We start from the raw sequence: 16,140 nt of genomic DNA on the forward strand, positions 1-16,140 counted from the left end.
AATCAATCTCCTTGAGTGATGGGTTGTGCTTTAGCAATATTTTCTTCAACTGTCATATATAAGTATAGTTTTACTTTACCATTCTCTACCGATTCATGCAAAATTTTTTCCGATACTATCTTCGCCTCTGGTCCCAATTGAAGCTGTAGCTCCTCCTTGGCTTGTTTGATACCTGCTTCCACAGCTTCCTCATGTGTCCGTACAATTTCGTGGTATTGTTTTTCGCTTAAGGTTGTCTCTTTAATGAATATAGGTAGTTCCCATTTTAAGAACTTAATCGGTGTTTGATTAGAATCATAATGTATTGCTTCAAATTCAGGTTTACCAAAGCCCCAAACTGGAAAAGTAAAATTATTGAATCCCAAAAAATACTTCTTTTCTTTTTTTCCTGTAAGAAGTTCATAATTTTTCTTAAGAGGAATGGTAACATCGACCTCATACCACGTACTAGCAATAATTTCACCCTCGGCTGCAACTTTAACAGGCTTCTTTTTATCCTTCCCATCTTCGTTTCCTGCACTATTATCTACTTCATTCAATATTCCTGAAACTAATACCTTACCAGGCTCCACATAATCATTAATAGAAACTATTGGTAGACCTTTAGAGACGTACATTCGTTTAATAACACCTTTCTTAGCTGCCACAATATTCCTCGGACCCTCTACCTTGTCCTCTTTTACGACAATCTTTTCTACGCCCTCTAAATGATATGTTGTCCCTTTCTGATGAACACCAACCCATAATAACTCTGGTATATCCTCGGTCAACTTTTGCTGAATCTTTCCAGGAGGATCTAATGTAAAAATCCATGCTCCAGGGTGAACACCATATTTATTTAGTTGTTTGGATATCTTTTCTTCAATTTCCTTTGGAAGCTCGCCAGTAATTTCAACCTTCCAAATAATATTCGACATGAATAAAATGAAAAATATACTAGCAATAAACGAGAGTACAAATTCTTTTCTTCTAAAAAAACGAGAAAATAAAAACGGAAAACCTTTTCGTTCACGAAACGAAATTTTATACTGAAATTCACGTCTAATTCGTTTGACCTCGCGTAAATCGGATAATTTTACGTTTCCACTACAGGTTTTTTTGTTTTCTCTCTTAATATTCCAAACAGTTATGCCCCTACGAACACATTCCTGAAAGAACATTTCTGGCATGTGTCCGGATACAACAATTGTTACAAATCCCCTAATAAATGACCCTTGTATTTGCTTCATCTCATCCTCCTGGTTAGTAATATGATCAGGATTTATGATTTATCATGATGACTTGTAGGAGGTCATTTCATTCTACGCGGGAATGAATTTAACCTCCGTAATTTTACCCTCTAATAAAATTTCTTCAGGGAGCATCATTTTTAGCACAAATGATGAGCCTTTTATTTGAATATATCCCTTTGTAGTCTTTAATCGTAATTCATTATCTGTAAAGACAGAAAGGCCTTTATGGTTTTCAATATATACATGTAACTGGCCAATTATCGTCATTCTAGGTAATTCCATGACAACATCGGAAGGCAAGGAAAGATACTTAACTAGCCAGGGTCGTAATCGTTGTTGTAGTTTACTCACAAAAAGAGCCCCCCCTCACATACATATTTATGAAAAATAACATAAGATAAGAACCAAAAAACCCAAAAGCATTATGATATGCTTTTGGGTTTTTTAGTTTAGGATGACTGCTTCTTTCTTTCTGAAACCACACTGCGATAAGGTTTTCGAGCACGTGGTGATCCTAGAACCTCTGACATAATGATTCCATTAATTAAGCCTTCTCGATTAAGCCCTGATCTTACATCTTTTTTAAATTGCATTTTATTTTTATTACCTGATGAAGATGCACTATGCTTAATCTCATCCTGTATTTCAGTTCCTAATGAAATATCCATTTGATTAATTTCAGCAAGTGAGACATCATCACTAATATTCATGCGATTTTTTAATTGTTCCATTTGGTTTTGCTCTTCCATGTAAATATTAGTTGTAGAAGTCGTATATACGGTGGATCTCGGTTCCTCTTCTATCTGTTCTTTTTCAACATAAACTTTCTCACCAGAGGATTGATAAACCGTTTGTTTTGGCTTATGTTGACCTTCTGAAGGGGAAGGCACTGGTGCTTGTCTTGCTGGTTGTGTTGGATTCTGTTGTCTTGTTGGTTGCTGTTTGTTTTGTTGGCTTTTATTTGCACCTGTTAATACTCTGATAATTCCCATCACAATAATAGCAACAACAACAATATTACCCATTAAAAATTCAATTAAATCTTCCATGTGTTTCCCCCCTTCAAGGTATGGTAGACCAGATTATTTTTACTTATTATCTTCATTGTTTTCTTTTGAAAGTCTTCCGATAGAATCACGCATGTCTGTATCTGCATTTATATTTTCATAATTTAAGTAGTCCATGACACCTAACTTACCGGAACGTAAAGCTTCAGCAAGTGCAAGTGGTACATCTGCTTCTGCCTCAACAACCTTAGCACGCATTTCTTGTACACGCGCAACCATTTCTTGTTCTTGAGCTACTGCCATAGCACGACGCTCTTCGGCTTTAGCTTGGGCAATCTTTTTATCTGCCTCCGCTTGGTCTGTTTGTAAAATAGCACCAATGTTTTTACCGATATCTACGTCTGCAATATCAATCGACAGAATTTCGAAAGCAGTACCTGCATCTAATCCTTTAGCTAGTACAGTGTGTGAAATCATATCTGGATTTTCTAATACTTTTGCATGTGTTTCAGAACTACCAATTGTACTTACAACACCTTCCCCAACACGAGCGATGATGGTTTCTTCACCAGCACCCCCAACAAGTCGGTCAATATTAGCTCTTACGGTAATTCTAGCTTTTGCTTTAACTTCAATACCATCCATCGCAATACCAGCAATAAATGGTGTTTCAATCACTTCTGGGTTTACACTCATTTGCACTGCTTCTAATACATCACGACCAGCAAGGTCAATTGCTGCAGCACGTTCAAAGGATAGTTCAATATTAGCACGGTGGGCAGCGATTAAGGCATTTACTACCCGGTCCACATTACCTCCAGCCAAGTAGTGGCTTTCTAATTGATTTGTTTTCACATCTAGACCTGCTTTATGTGCTTTGATTAATGGATTAATAACTCTGCTTGGTACAACACGACGTAAACGCATACCTACTAATTGTAAGATGCCAACGCGTACGCCTGCAGCTAATGCACTAATCCACAAAGTTACTGGAATAAAAGTAAATAAGATTGCAACGGCAATTAAAATAACTGCTATTAGAATTACCGGCATAATCAATGATGCTGTTGCTTGATCCATAATATTTGTCCTCCTAATAATGTTTTTATTCTTATAGGTTAATAAATAACCTTATAATTCTCTTACAACTACTCGAACCCCTTCAACCTTAACGACCTTTATTGGTCGATTAATTGGAATGAAACTCCCGTCTGAAACAACATCGACTCTTTCTTCACCAATAACGGCTACTCCCGAAGGTCTTAATGCTGTAGCACTAATTCCTTCCATTCCGATAAGGTCTAAACGATTTTGGTTCGAAACATAGCCTAATTCGGTGGTAGTCCTTTCTCGTAAAATAACGTGACGGAAAACACCTTTATCTAGGCCTATTCTTCTAAATAATATTACAGTAGCAATAATTGCTACTAAAAAGGCGATAGCAACACTCATTACCATTTCTGATATATTGGCCCCTGACATAAATAACGATCCGATGATCGCACCTACACCGAGAATGCCCAATATACCACCTGGAACAAAGAACTCTGCAATAATCATTGCAACACCTATTAGTAGTAAAATGATAGCTTCCATACCAGCTAAGCCAGCTACAACATGCCCGTAGAAAAATAATACTAATGATATAAGGCCAATCGTTCCCGGGACACCAAATCCTGGTGAGTAAAGTTCCACAATTAAACCTAAGCTAGCTAGGGATAAAAGAATAGGAACAACAATTGGATTCGTGATAAATCTAGCAAGTCCTTCTGCAAACGAAACTTTATTCTCTACAACCCTTGCATTAGAAAGTCCAAGTTCATAAAGAAGTTCGGTTCGATCATCAACGATTCCCTCTGCATAGCCAACCTGAACTGCCTCTTTCGGGGTTAAGGTTAGAAATTCACCCTTAGGTGCATTTAGATCTGGTAGATCGATACTGGAATCAGCCATAGCTCGTGCATAAAGTGGGTCCCTGCCGCCAGCTTCTGCAGCACTCGTCATCGCTTTTAGCCATGCTGATTGAGCCTTCTTATCAGCTGCAGTGCCATCACTATTAATAATCCCGCTAGCACCCATGGTTGCCCTTGGCGTCATATAAATAGTATCCGTATGTAAAGCAATATACGATCCGGCAGATAATGCCTGACTAATAACAAATGAAGTAGTTGGTACTTCTAAATCAGCGATTAGGGTTCCAATATTATCAGCAGCTTCTACACTACCGCCCGGTGTATTAATTTCAAAAATAATATGGTCTGCTCCGTCTTCTATTGCTTCTTTCGTTGTACGAGCTAAGAAGGCCTCTAAACCACGTTCGACATTATGTTCAATTGGTATAACATAAACTAATTTCCCTCCACCTTCCGTATCTGCATGGACGAAAATATTTCCTTGATTCAGTAATAAAGACAGAACTACCATGAAGAACAGAAAATAAATTGTCAAACGTTTCCTCGGCAATATATACACCCCCTTTATTCTGTTATTTATACGATTAATATTGGTTTTAGGTTTCATAAATTTTCATTAATAAACTCTATAAATAAATAGTATCATAGAATACGCTAGCAAGATAGGGAATTAAGCGACAAGTCCAAAGAGAAGAATAAATTTTTTTTGCACGGATAAACTAAAAAACCCTTGCGAAATCGCAAGGGTTGGTCGGGAATAATTTAATTCAATAGCTCTTGAACTAATTTATTAATTTTTGAGCCGTCTGCTTTACCTTTTACCTTTGGCATAACTTGACTCATTACTTTACCCATTTCTTTTTTTGAAGATGCACCAGTTTCTTGAATCGTCTCTAAAACAATTGCCTTAAGCTCCTCATCAGAAAGCTGTTCTGGCATATATTCTTGAATAATTTTGATTTCCATTTCAAGTTTTTCAACAAGATCATCGCGTCCAGCTGATTTAAATTCTTGGAGGGAATCTTTTCTTTGTTTTAACTCTCTTGATAAAATTGTCAAATCTTCGTCTTCGGATAATTCACTTTTACCAAGTTTTATCGATTCGTTCTGTATTGAAGCTTTTACCATGCGAATAACACTAAGTCTTTCTTTGTCTTTATTCTTCATTGCTTGCTTCATATCGTTGTTTAACCGTGATAATAATGACATCTTCTAGCACCTACTTTAGAATTTACGCTTTCTAGCAGCTTCAGATTTCTTTTTACGACGAACGCTAGGTTTTTCATAGTGTTCACGCTTACGATATTCTTGTAGTGTTCCACTTTTAGCTACACTACGTTTAAAGCGACGAAGAGCATCTTCAAGAGACTCGTTTTTACGAACGCGAGTTGTATTTGACATGCTAATTTCCCTCCCTCCGAAGCAAAAAACAGATTATAAAGGCATATGAGTGCCATATGCCTTTTGTAATTATAATATATTCAACTATCATCGGTCAACTGATTATTTTTTTCTTTTTTATTTCAATAGTCCGATGAACCTTGACTGCCGTTTACAATTGCAATACCAGAGCTAGCACCAATACGTGTTGCACCAGCGTTTATCATTGCCTCAGCTGACTCAACGCCTCTTACGCCTCCCGAAGCTTTAACTCCCATTTCAGGTCCAACGGTTTTGCGCATTAAAGCAATATCCTCCACTGTTGCTCCACCACCCGAAAATCCAGTGGAAGTCTTTACAAAATCAGCACCTGCTTCTTTCGCTAATTTACATGCCCTTACTTTTTCATCCTCAGTTAAAAGTGAGGTTTCTATAATCACCTTTGTTAATGCTTGTCCTTTTGCTGCATCAACCACTGCCTGTATGTCCTGCTTAACAAACTCATCATTATCGGACTTTAATTCGCCAATGTTAATAACCATATCTACCTCTGTTGCCCCGTCAACAATTGCCTGTTTTGTTTCAAAAACTTTGGTCGCTGTTGATGTTGCTCCTAATGGAAAACCAATCACCGTACACACCTTAACAGGAGTATCCTTTAATTCACTGTAGCATAATGAAACCCAGTGGGGATTGACACAAACAGAAGCAAATTCATATTGCTTTGCCTCATTAACAATCTCCAAAATGCTTTCCTTAGTAGCGTCAGGTTTTAATAAAGTGTGATCAATATATTTCGCTATGTCTTTAATCATTTTTTACTTCCTTTCGTAAGATGTACGTACCTCTTTTCGTATCATAGCATTTTCAAGTAGAAAATGCTAATTTAGGACTATGAAATTTTTGTCTAATTACTCATAGCAGCACAGAAGTTCCGAGCAGTAAGATAATGATGCTTGATTAAAGTGCATAGTTTTTCTTCGGGCATACTCCAAGAAAGCTAGTATGGTTTTGTTATTTTCTGCACACACAAGCTTCAATTAGGAAACAGTGCTTTAATATAAATTAACAGATCTTCGTTTTCTTAAAACAAAAAAGCAAAGGGACATATCTCATCCCTTTGCCATATGCTAGTTATCTAGTTATGCATTTGCCTTCATTCTTCCATGAGTTGCATAATCCATAATTCTAACAAATGTTCCTTCATTATATGGATAACCAGTCTTTGTTAGCTTAACACGTACGATTTTACCGATCATATCGTGTGTACCTTCAAACTGAACCTTCAAGTAGTTGTCTGTATAACCAACTAACATATTTGGGTTATCTTTATCTAGTACACGTTCTTCTGGAATCACTTCAAGTACTTCATTTTCATATCGTGCTGCATACTGTCTTGCTAACTCATCGTTTAAATCGATTAGTCGTTGCACACGTTCATTCTTAACATCTTCATCTACTTGATCTTCCATCCTTGCTGCTGGAGTTCCAGTTCTTCTAGAGAATGGGAAAACGTGAAGCTCTGAATAGCCAACTTTTTTAATAAAGTTGTATGTTTCCATAAACTCTTCCTCTGTTTCACCTGGGAAGCCAACAATTACATCAGATGTAATTGCTAAATCTGGTAGTGCTTTACGGATTTTTTCAACCTTTTGATAGTAGAAGCTTGTAGAGTACTTTCTTCTCATACGAGCTAGAACAGAATCAGAACCAGATTGTAATGGAATATGCAGATGACGGACGATTTTTTCAGATTGATCCAATACCTCAATTACTTCATCTGTAATTTGACTTGCCTCAATCGAAGAAATTCGAATACGCTCAAGTCCATCTACCTTTGATTCTAAGTCACGTAGAAGCATAGCAAAATTATAATCATTTAAGTCCTCACCATATCCAGCAGTATGAATTCCAGTAAGAACAATTTCTTTGTATCCAGCATCAACTAATTTCTGTGCTTGTGTTAATACACTCTCTGGATCCCTAGAACGAAGAAGGCCTCTAGACCAAGGAATAATACAGAAAGTACAGAAGTTATTGCAGCCTTCTTGTATCTTTAAGGAAGCACGGGTTCTATCGGAAAATTCCGGAACATCCATTTCTTCAAATACGCGGTTTTTCATGATGTTGGAAACACCATTAATTGGTTCTCTTGTTTTCTTGTGCTCTTCAATGTACTGAATCATATTCTTACGGTCTTGTGTTCCAACCACAACATCAACACCTGGGATTTCTAGAATTTCACCTGGTGAGGTCTGTGCATAACATCCTGTTACACAGACAATAGCCTCTGGGTTATTACGTATAGCTCGACGGATAACCTGTCTGCTTTTTTTATCACCAGAGTTTGTAACGGTACATGTATTTATAACATAGACATCAGAATCATGATCAAAGTCTACGCGTTCATAGCCTTGTTCCATAAACATCCGCCAGATTCCTTCTGTTTCATAATGATTTACTTTACAACCTAATGTATGAAAAGCTACTGTTGGCATGATGTGCCCCCCAATTCTTCTAAATGATAGGATATACTTGATAGTGCATATAATGCTGCTGTTTCCGTTCGTAGGATTCTTGGTCCTAGCCGAACAGGGATAAAGTCATGTTGCTTGAGTGATGTAACTTCCTCCTGTGAAAATCCACCCTCAGGACCGATACAAATCAGAATATGATCATCATTTTTCACCTGATTGATAACCGAGCTAAATGAATGAAATTCATTCGTTTTTGCCTCTTCTTCATATGCAAACAATTTTATATCGTATCGTTGACCCTCTTGGATTAGCTGTGATAAATTCATGGCTTGTTTTATTTCTGGAATTCGATTGCGATGGCTTTGTTCACTAGCTTCTTTTACAATTTTTGAAAAGCGAATTAATTTCTTATCGGTTTTTCTAGCATCCCATTTTACTACAGATCGCTCAGCCTGAAAAGGAATAAATGCATATGCTCCTAGTTCTGTTCCCTTCTGCAGGACTAGCTCTATCTTATCACCTTTTGGCAACCCTTGAGCAATTGTCACATTAACTGGCAATTCCGTAATAGACTCTAGCCATTCCAAAACCTCTGCAGTCACACGGTCCGTATTTAACTCTGTTATTTCGCAAATTGCAGCACTTGCATCAAGCTTATTACAAATTATCTTATCCCCAGCTTGCATCCGCATAACTCGTATAATATGATGGGCATCATCGCCCTCTATGCTTATTGTATTATTTTGCCAGTTTGCGTTCGGAATAAAATACCTTTGCATATGTAGCACCTACTTTTTTTGGGCAATAATTGACACCCAGTCTTCCAGCTCATTTATTTCCACTATGTTAAATCCTTGGTTTTCTAAATCATCGATGACCATTTGCTTTTTTGCTTGAATGATTCCAGAGGTAATAAAATAACCACCAGGTACTAAATTTTCTTTGGCATCTTTTGTAAATTTAACGATTATTTCAGCTAATATATTGGAAACAATTACATTCGCTTGTCTATTTACACCATTTAATAAGTTGTTTTGCTTCGTATGAACAACTTGATCAACCTTATTCAGCTTAGTATTTAATTCAGTACTATTTACAGCTACCTCGTCTAAATCATAGGCATATACTTCATTCGCTCCTAGAAGTGCTGCAGCTATACTTAGAACCCCAGAACCACACCCAACATCAATCACTAGATCATTTTTTCGAATGTATTTTTCTAATGCTTGTATGCTCAGAATCGTAGTAGGATGAGTTCCTGTTCCAAATGCCATTCCAGGATCTAATTCAATAATAACTTCCTCACTAGATTTCGGTGTATATTCTTCCCAGCTTGGCGTAATAGTAATCTTATCTGTTATTTTTGCAGGCTTATAGTATTTTTTCCATGCCGTTGCCCAGTTTTCTTCATCTACCTCATTAATAGTAACGGAATTGGAACCAAGGTCAATACCAAAACTGCTTAAATTAGTTATTTCTTGCTTAATTTCCTCAACAGTTTCATGTAAAAAACTATTAGATGGCAAATATGCTTTCACATAAACCCCTTCTGGCGGATAATCTTCAATACTTAGTTCAAAAATTTCTCCAAATACCGATTCTCTTTCCATACTTAAATCTAATGGGTTTTCGATTACAACACCATTTGCACCCGATTCATGCAGAATATTAGAAATAGGTTCTATTGCTTCATTCGTTGTGTGTATACAGATTTCTGACCACTTCAAATGAATCACGCTCATTTCTTATAATTTTCATATTTTTATGTATGGGGGGTGTTATAAGTAACACCCTTATTCCCCTTTAAAAGCCTTTTTGAAACGTTTAAATAGTGAATCCTCTTGTTCTTCTGTTGCTTCATTTCCGGCAATTTCATTAAATTCTCTTAAAATATCCTTTTGTCGTTCAGTTAGGTTTGTTGGCGTAACAATTCTAACTTTAATATGTTGATCACCTTGGCCATAGCCTCTTACATTAGGAGCACCTTTTCCTTTTAAACGAAAAGTCTTTCCTGTTTGTGTACCAGCAGGAATCTTAAGTTTTACTTTACCATGTACTGTCGGAACTTCTACTTCATCTCCTAGCGCAGCTTGAGCAAAGGTTAATGGAAGCTCACAGAAAATGTTGTCACCTTCGCGAGTAAAGAAATCATGGTTTCTAACTTGGATAACCACGTACAAGTCACCGGCAGGTCCACCGTTTTTACCTGGCTCACCCTTGCCTGCTATGCGGATTTGTTGACCATCATCAATACCAGCAGGAATATTAATATGGATTTTTTTATTCTTTTTGACAGTTCCTTTCCCGCCACATGTTGCACATTTTTCAGGAATAATCTTACCAGTTCCATTGCAATAATGACATACTCGACGATTGACTACTCGCCCAAAAGGCGTATTCTGCTCGGTGTTTAGTTGACCAGAACCATGACAATGGGAACAGGTTTCCGCTTTGGTTCCCGGTTTAGCACCTGAGCCATGACAAGTATCACATTTCTCTTCTTTTGGTACGGAAATATCGGTTTCCTTTCCAAAAATTGCTTCTTCAAAATCTAAAATCATTGTATATTGTAAGTCTGCTCCTTGCTGTGGTGCATTCGGGTCTCTTCTACGTCCGCCACCACCAAAGAACATGTCAAATATATCACCGAATCCTCCAAAATCTGCAGAACCACCAAATCCACCAAAGCCTTGGCCACCATTCATGCCCGCATGACCGAATTGATCATATTGAGCACGTTTTTGATCATTTGACAGGGTTTCGTATGCTTCTTTCACTTCTTTAAATTTATCTGCAGCATCCGCCTCTTTATTTACATCTGGGTGATATTGTCTTGCAAGCTTACGGTAAGCTTTTTTAATTTCTTCTTTTGAGGCACTTTTTTCCAGGCCTAAAACTTCATAATAGTCACGTTTTGCCACTATAAATCACTCTCCCGAATCACTTTCACATAAAGGTAATCATAACATTAATAATATTATGATGGCAAATGGTCAAGCTTTTGTTGCTATAGGTTATGCCCTGAGGCTCTATCTCGTTTCCCGTTAACTATTTGTTCTCCTGTCCTCTAAACACTTAGTCACAAGCAGGATAGTCTCATTATAATTCTATTTTCGAGTGGCACTTAGCATCGCTGGATTACACTCAACGGGGTTTCCACGTTTGAGACTACAAATATCGCCAAAAATTATCTATCAATATTCCCGCATGAGTTCACATATATTCAAATCGCTAGAGACCACTCATCAACTATTTAACAAACTATAAAATATTCTCGAGAAAAAAAGCCAAAGCCAAGAAGGTCCTGACTTTGACTTTTTCACTTTTCATATAAAATTATTTATTATCATCGTCTACTTCTTGATAGTCCGCATCTACTACGTCATCAGAAGCCTTTTGATTTGGTTGATCTTCTGCTGCTTGATTTTGTTGTGCCATTTGCTCATAAAGCTTCACAGACAATTGTTGAACTTGCTCAGATAATGCTTCTTTTTTCACTCTAATCTGCTCAATATCATTGGATTCTAGTGCTTTCTTCAATTCGTCTTTTGCAGCTTCAGCCTTCTTCTTTTCATCTTCAGAAACTTTATCAGCAAGGTCTTTCAATGTTTTTTCGGTCGTGAAAATCAATTGATCAGATTCATTACGTAAATCAACTTCTTCTCGACGCTTCTTATCTGCTTCAGCATTTTCCTCTGCTTCTCGAACCATACGGTCTACTTCTTCATCAGATAAACCTGAGGATGACTTAATAGTAATAGATTGTTCTTTATTTGTTCCCATATCTTTTGCACGAACATTTACAATACCATTCGCATCAATATCAAAGCTAACTTCGATTTGCGGAATTCCCCTTGGTGCTGGCGGAATATCTGTTAATTGGAAACGACCAAGCGTTTTATTATCCGCAGCCATTTCGCGTTCCCCTTGAAGCACATGAATGTCTACAGCTGTTTGGTTATCAGCTGCCGTTGAGAAGATTTGTGAATGACTTGTTGGTATAGTTGTATTACGTTCAATTAGTTTTGTAAATACACCGCCCATTGTTTCAATACCTAATGAAAGTGGTGTAACGTCTAGTAATACAACATCTTTAACATCCCCTTGGAGAACTCCACCTTGGATGGCAGCACCTAATGCTACAACTTCATCAGGGTTAACTCCTTTTGATGGTTCTTTTCCAATCTCACGTTTAATTGCTTCTTGAACTGCTGGAATTCGAGTTGAACCACCAACAAGTAGTACTTTGTCGATATCGTTAGCAGTTAAATCAGCATCACGTAATGCTTTACGAGTAGGAATCATAGTACGTTCTACTAATTCTGCTGATAGCTCTTCAAATTTCGCACGAGATAAACTCATTTCCAAATGTAAAGGTCCTGCTTCTCCAGCAGTAATAAATGGAAGAGAAATTTGTGTTTGAGATACCCCTGATAAGTCTTTCTTTGCTTTCTCAGCAGCATCTTTTAGACGTTGCATTGCCATTTTATCCTTAGAAAGATCAATACCATTTTCTTTTTTGAACTCTTGTACTAAGTAATTCATGATTACATCATCAAAATCATCGCCACCAAGCTTATTGTCACCAGCAGTAGCAATAACTTCAAATGTACCTTCACCAATATCAAGGATTGATACGTCAAACGTACCACCACCGAGGTCATATACTAAAATTGTTTGGTCTTGATCTGCTTTTTCAATACCGTATGCTAATGCTGCAGCTGTTGGTTCATTGATTATACGTTCTACCTCAAGGCCAGCAATTCTACCTGCATCTTTAGTTGCTTGACGCTGAGCATCGTTGAAATATGCTGGAACAGTAATAACAGCTTTATCTACTTTTTCTCCAATATAATCTTCTGCATATGATTTTAAGTATTGAAGAATAATAGCTGAGAGTTCTTGTGGTGTATAGTCTTTATCTTCCACTCTTTCCTTATAATCAGTTCCCATATGACGTTTAATGGAAAGTATCGTATTAGGGTTTGTTATTGCTTGACGCTTTGCAACTTCCCCTACTTGACGTTCACCATTTTTAAATGCTACAGCTGATGGAGTAGTTCGGTTTCCTTCCGGGTTAGGGATGACTACTGCTTCCCCACCTTCCATCACTGCAACACATGAGTTTGTAGTTCCTAAGTCAATTCCGATAATTTTACCCATAGTCTATTTCCTCCTTGATACATACAAAAAGCGTTTATTTATTAACCTTGACCATTGCTGGTCGGATTACGCGATCTTTTATGAGATAGCCTTTTTGTAAATCCTCTACTACGATATTGGATTCAAAATTATCATCCTCCACCTGCATGACTGCTTGATGAATATTTGGATCAAATTCCTTTCCAACCGCTTCAATGATTTCTACGCCCTGTGATTTTAGAGCATCTACCAATTGTCTGTATACCATCGAAATCCCATCTAGTAGATTTTTATTTTCGTCAGTTACTTCAACCTGTAACGCTCGCTCAAAGTTATCAATAGCAGGTAATAATTCAGTCACAAGATCCTGTGCCTTGTATTTCCGATCTGCTTCCTTTTCTTTTTGTGAGCGTTTCTTAAAATTATCAAATTCTGCTTGTGTTCTTAGAAATCGTTGATACAATTCTTCCTTTTCCTGCTTCAAATTTTCTATCTCTTGAACGAGATCATTCATCTCTTCTTCTGGAGATTCTTCTACAGGAGCATCGGATGTATCTGTTGCTTCCTCTTCATCTATTTGCTTCTCTTCTGTCAGATTTTCTTCTTCCATTTGAGTGATATCTTTTTCCGCCACGCTTTAGCACCTCCAACATCCATCACAATCATACAGTTGCTGTATGATCTTATCAATTATTTACTTACTGTTGTTTTTATACCATAAGTACAATACATCTGTCATTTCATTTGATAATGCATTTAACAATGTTATAACCTTACGATATTCCATCCTCGTTGGTCCAATTAATGCAATGGTTCCCATTTGTTCATCACGTAATTGATAAGAAGCTGTTATTAAACTAAAGTCTTGAATAGCCTCTAATTCATTTTCCCTACCAATAGTAACCCTTATTCCCTGTTGTGGTACCTTTAATAAGTTGACCACTTCATCCTCATTTTCCATCATACGATAAAAAGAACGGATTTTGTTAATATCATTAAATTCTGGCTGTGTTAATAGATTGGTTCTCCCACCAATATAAAGCTTAACAGGTTGTTCGCTAAAAGCCGATTTTAAATAGTGATATGATTTTTCAAAATCCTGTACGTACTTTTTCATCAGAGAAACCACTTCAGTGTTTAATAGCTCTGGTAATTTCGCAAGGGATACCCCTTTCAATCGTTCATTCAAAATGTTTACCATTTTTTCTAAATCTGATGCACTTATCTCATTCGGAATACTGAAGGAATGATGCTCCACATGACCTGAATCAGTAATTAGAATAGCAACCGCAGTATTTTCAGACAATGGTACGATTTGCATCTGCTTAACTCTCGTTTCAAAAATCTCAGGGCCAAGTATTATCGATGTATAGTTCGTTAAGTCGGATAGCACCTCTGCTGATTTTTGTACAAGCTTCTCAAAGTCAATAAACTCTCCTTGTAGCATACCCTTTATGATGTTTAAATTCGTTTTATCAACTGATGGTGCAATTACATGGTCCACATAATAGCGATAACCCTTTTCAGAGGGAATACGTCCTGAGGAGGAATGGGTTTTTTCAATATATCCCATTTCTTCCAAATCAGCCATCACATTCCGAATGGTTGCAGCACTGTAGGAAATCTCATCTTTTTTCGAGATAGCACGTGAGCCAACTGGGTGAGCTGATTCAATAAAATCATCTATAATAACTTGCAAAATTAGTAATTGCCTATCTGTTAACATAAATGATCACCCCTGTTAGCACTCTCTTCCTCCGAGTGCTAATTATAATAATAAATTACCAAATCCTTATTTTTTTGTCAATGCACATGCTCGAGGTCTAGCTTGTCTAAAAGAAAATAGGAAAATACCTCATTTCCAAATAATAGTCCCTGGTCTGTCAAATGGATGTTATCCCCCTCTTCTACTAGCCAGCCTTTCTGTTTAAGCTCTAGGATTTGCTGTTTGTATAATCTTTCATATGAAAAACCATACTTTTGATGAAAGTCATTCTTATTTACACCTTCAAGCTTACGCAGCCCAAGGAACAATTCCTCCTCAATTTGTTCCTTTAACGAGATATGATCTATTTTTAGAATGGGATTCCCATCCTCCATAGCTTGCTTTATATATGCCGGTAATGGCCGAATATTCAATGTACGCTTACCAGGGAGATAACCACTCGCACCAGCACCAAATCCATAATAATAATCATTGTTCCAATACGTTAAATTATGCTTACTTTCAAACCCTGGCTCGGCAAAGTTACTAATTTCATATTGTGCTTTTCCGTTTTTATGCATTTTTGTCTTTAAAACTTCATACATTAGAACTTCTTCTTCCTGTGTAGGACGATGGAGTTGCCCCTTTTTATACCGATTATAGAAAATTGTTTTCGGTTCAATCTGCAGGGAGTAGGCGGAATAATGTGGTAAATCAAATGAGATTGCTTCCGTCACTGTATTTTCAAAATGCCGGGCAGTTTGTTTTGGTAAGGCGTATATTAAATCTAAGCTTATATTAGTTAAATTATGTTGTTTTAAAATATCTATGGTTTTATAAACATCTTTAATACGATGTACCCTACCTAATTCAGCAAGCATCGCATCATCAAAAACCTGGACACCTAAAGATACTCGGTTTACCCCATAGTCCATTAATAGCTTTGCTTTTTCTTTATCAAAGTCTCCTGGATTTGCTTCAATAGTATACTCTTCACATGCCGAAATATTAAATTTTTCCTGAACAAGCTCCAAAAGACGTTTTAATTGTGGATGACTTAATGCCGTTGGCGTACCCCCACCGATAAAAATAGTTTTAACAGGATTATTTTTCCCAGGCAATTGCGTATTTATTTCCTTTTCTAAGGCAGTTAGATAATCATCAGCGGATTTCTCATTATAAAAGAACTTCGTAAAATCACAATAATGACAAATATGCTGGCAAAACGGAATATGAATATATACAGAATTAATCATTTTAAATTCTCCTAACAGTAGGTTTAGA

The 16,140-nt window shown here is 37.0% G+C and carries 16 protein-coding genes; all 16 read right to left on the reverse strand.

Features of this window, described 5'->3' with window-relative positions; all coding sequences use genetic code 11:
- Nucleotides 1-2 precede the first annotated feature (2 nt).
- Nucleotides 3-1,229, reverse strand: a complete 1,227-nt coding sequence (gene yqfD, locus HNR27_RS07030; protein WP_429339233.1) for a sporulation protein YqfD — start codon at nt 1,227-1,229, stop codon at nt 3-5.
- A 72-nt stretch (nt 1,230-1,301) separates the two neighbouring features.
- Nucleotides 1,302-1,583 (reverse strand): sporulation protein YqfC, encoded by a 282-nt coding sequence (gene yqfC, locus HNR27_RS07035; RefSeq protein ID WP_212921067.1) that lies wholly within the window; start codon nt 1,581-1,583, stop codon nt 1,302-1,304.
- Between the two features lie 98 nt (nt 1,584-1,681).
- Nucleotides 1,682-2,281 carry a hypothetical protein gene (locus HNR27_RS07040; RefSeq protein ID WP_429339234.1) on the reverse strand — a complete coding sequence of 200 codons (600 nt, stop codon included), beginning with the start codon at nt 2,279-2,281 and terminating at the stop codon, nt 1,682-1,684.
- A 39-nt stretch (nt 2,282-2,320) separates the two neighbouring features.
- On the reverse strand, nt 2,321-3,319 hold the full coding sequence (gene floA, locus HNR27_RS07045; protein WP_212921069.1) for a flotillin-like protein FloA: 999 nt from the start codon (nt 3,317-3,319) through the stop codon (nt 2,321-2,323).
- Between the two features lie 51 nt (nt 3,320-3,370).
- Nucleotides 3,371-4,702 (reverse strand): NfeD family protein, encoded by a 1,332-nt coding sequence (locus HNR27_RS07050; protein ID WP_429339235.1) that lies wholly within the window; start codon nt 4,700-4,702, stop codon nt 3,371-3,373.
- A gap of 212 nt (nt 4,703-4,914) precedes the next feature.
- Nucleotides 4,915-5,361, reverse strand: coding sequence for a GatB/YqeY domain-containing protein (locus HNR27_RS07055; protein ID WP_212921071.1), 447 nt, complete (start codon nt 5,359-5,361; stop codon nt 4,915-4,917).
- A gap of 15 nt (nt 5,362-5,376) precedes the next feature.
- Nucleotides 5,377-5,553 (reverse strand): 30S ribosomal protein S21, encoded by a 177-nt coding sequence (rpsU, locus tag HNR27_RS07060; protein ID WP_042145999.1) that lies wholly within the window; start codon nt 5,551-5,553, stop codon nt 5,377-5,379.
- 122 nt (nt 5,554-5,675) lie between these two features.
- Nucleotides 5,676-6,347 carry a deoxyribose-phosphate aldolase gene (deoC, locus tag HNR27_RS07065; protein WP_429339236.1) on the reverse strand — a complete coding sequence of 224 codons (672 nt, stop codon included), beginning with the start codon at nt 6,345-6,347 and terminating at the stop codon, nt 5,676-5,678.
- Nucleotides 6,348-6,674: 327 nt separating this feature from the next.
- A complete protein-coding gene (gene mtaB, locus HNR27_RS07070; protein ID WP_212921073.1) occupies nt 6,675-8,030 on the reverse strand; it encodes a tRNA (N(6)-L-threonylcarbamoyladenosine(37)-C(2))-methylthiotransferase MtaB in 1,356 nt (451 codons plus the stop codon).
- The gene (locus HNR27_RS07075) at nt 8,018-8,788 is read right to left on the reverse strand and encodes a 16S rRNA (uracil(1498)-N(3))-methyltransferase (protein WP_429339237.1); all 771 of its coding nucleotides are present in this window, start codon (nt 8,786-8,788) and stop codon (nt 8,018-8,020) included. The genes mtaB and HNR27_RS07075 overlap by 13 nt, the downstream gene beginning before the upstream one ends.
- 9 nt (nt 8,789-8,797) lie before the next feature.
- Nucleotides 8,798-9,736: a 50S ribosomal protein L11 methyltransferase gene (prmA, locus tag HNR27_RS07080; RefSeq protein ID WP_429339238.1), complete on the reverse strand. Its 939-nt coding sequence runs from the start codon at nt 9,734-9,736 to the stop codon at nt 8,798-8,800.
- A 66-nt stretch (nt 9,737-9,802) separates the two neighbouring features.
- Entirely contained in the window at nt 9,803-10,930 is a 1,128-nt protein-coding gene (gene dnaJ / locus HNR27_RS07085) for a molecular chaperone DnaJ (protein ID WP_429339239.1), read from the reverse strand.
- A gap of 415 nt (nt 10,931-11,345) precedes the next feature.
- Entirely contained in the window at nt 11,346-13,172 is a 1,827-nt protein-coding gene (dnaK, locus tag HNR27_RS07090; RefSeq protein ID WP_429339240.1) for a molecular chaperone DnaK, read from the reverse strand.
- Between the two features lie 34 nt (nt 13,173-13,206).
- The gene (gene grpE / locus HNR27_RS07095; RefSeq protein WP_429339496.1) at nt 13,207-13,761 is read right to left on the reverse strand and encodes a nucleotide exchange factor GrpE; all 555 of its coding nucleotides are present in this window, start codon (nt 13,759-13,761) and stop codon (nt 13,207-13,209) included.
- Between the two features lie 84 nt (nt 13,762-13,845).
- The gene (gene hrcA, locus HNR27_RS07100) at nt 13,846-14,877 is read right to left on the reverse strand and encodes a heat-inducible transcriptional repressor HrcA (protein WP_429339241.1); all 1,032 of its coding nucleotides are present in this window, start codon (nt 14,875-14,877) and stop codon (nt 13,846-13,848) included.
- Between the two features lie 77 nt (nt 14,878-14,954).
- Entirely contained in the window at nt 14,955-16,112 is a 1,158-nt protein-coding gene (gene hemW / locus HNR27_RS07105; RefSeq protein WP_429339242.1) for a radical SAM family heme chaperone HemW, read from the reverse strand.
- Nucleotides 16,113-16,140: the final 28 nt, after the last annotated feature.

Origin of the sequence: Ornithinibacillus bavariensis (assembly GCF_050433565.1) — a bacterium.
Lineage (GTDB): Bacteria > Bacillota > Bacilli > Bacillales > Amphibacillaceae > Ornithinibacillus > Ornithinibacillus bavariensis.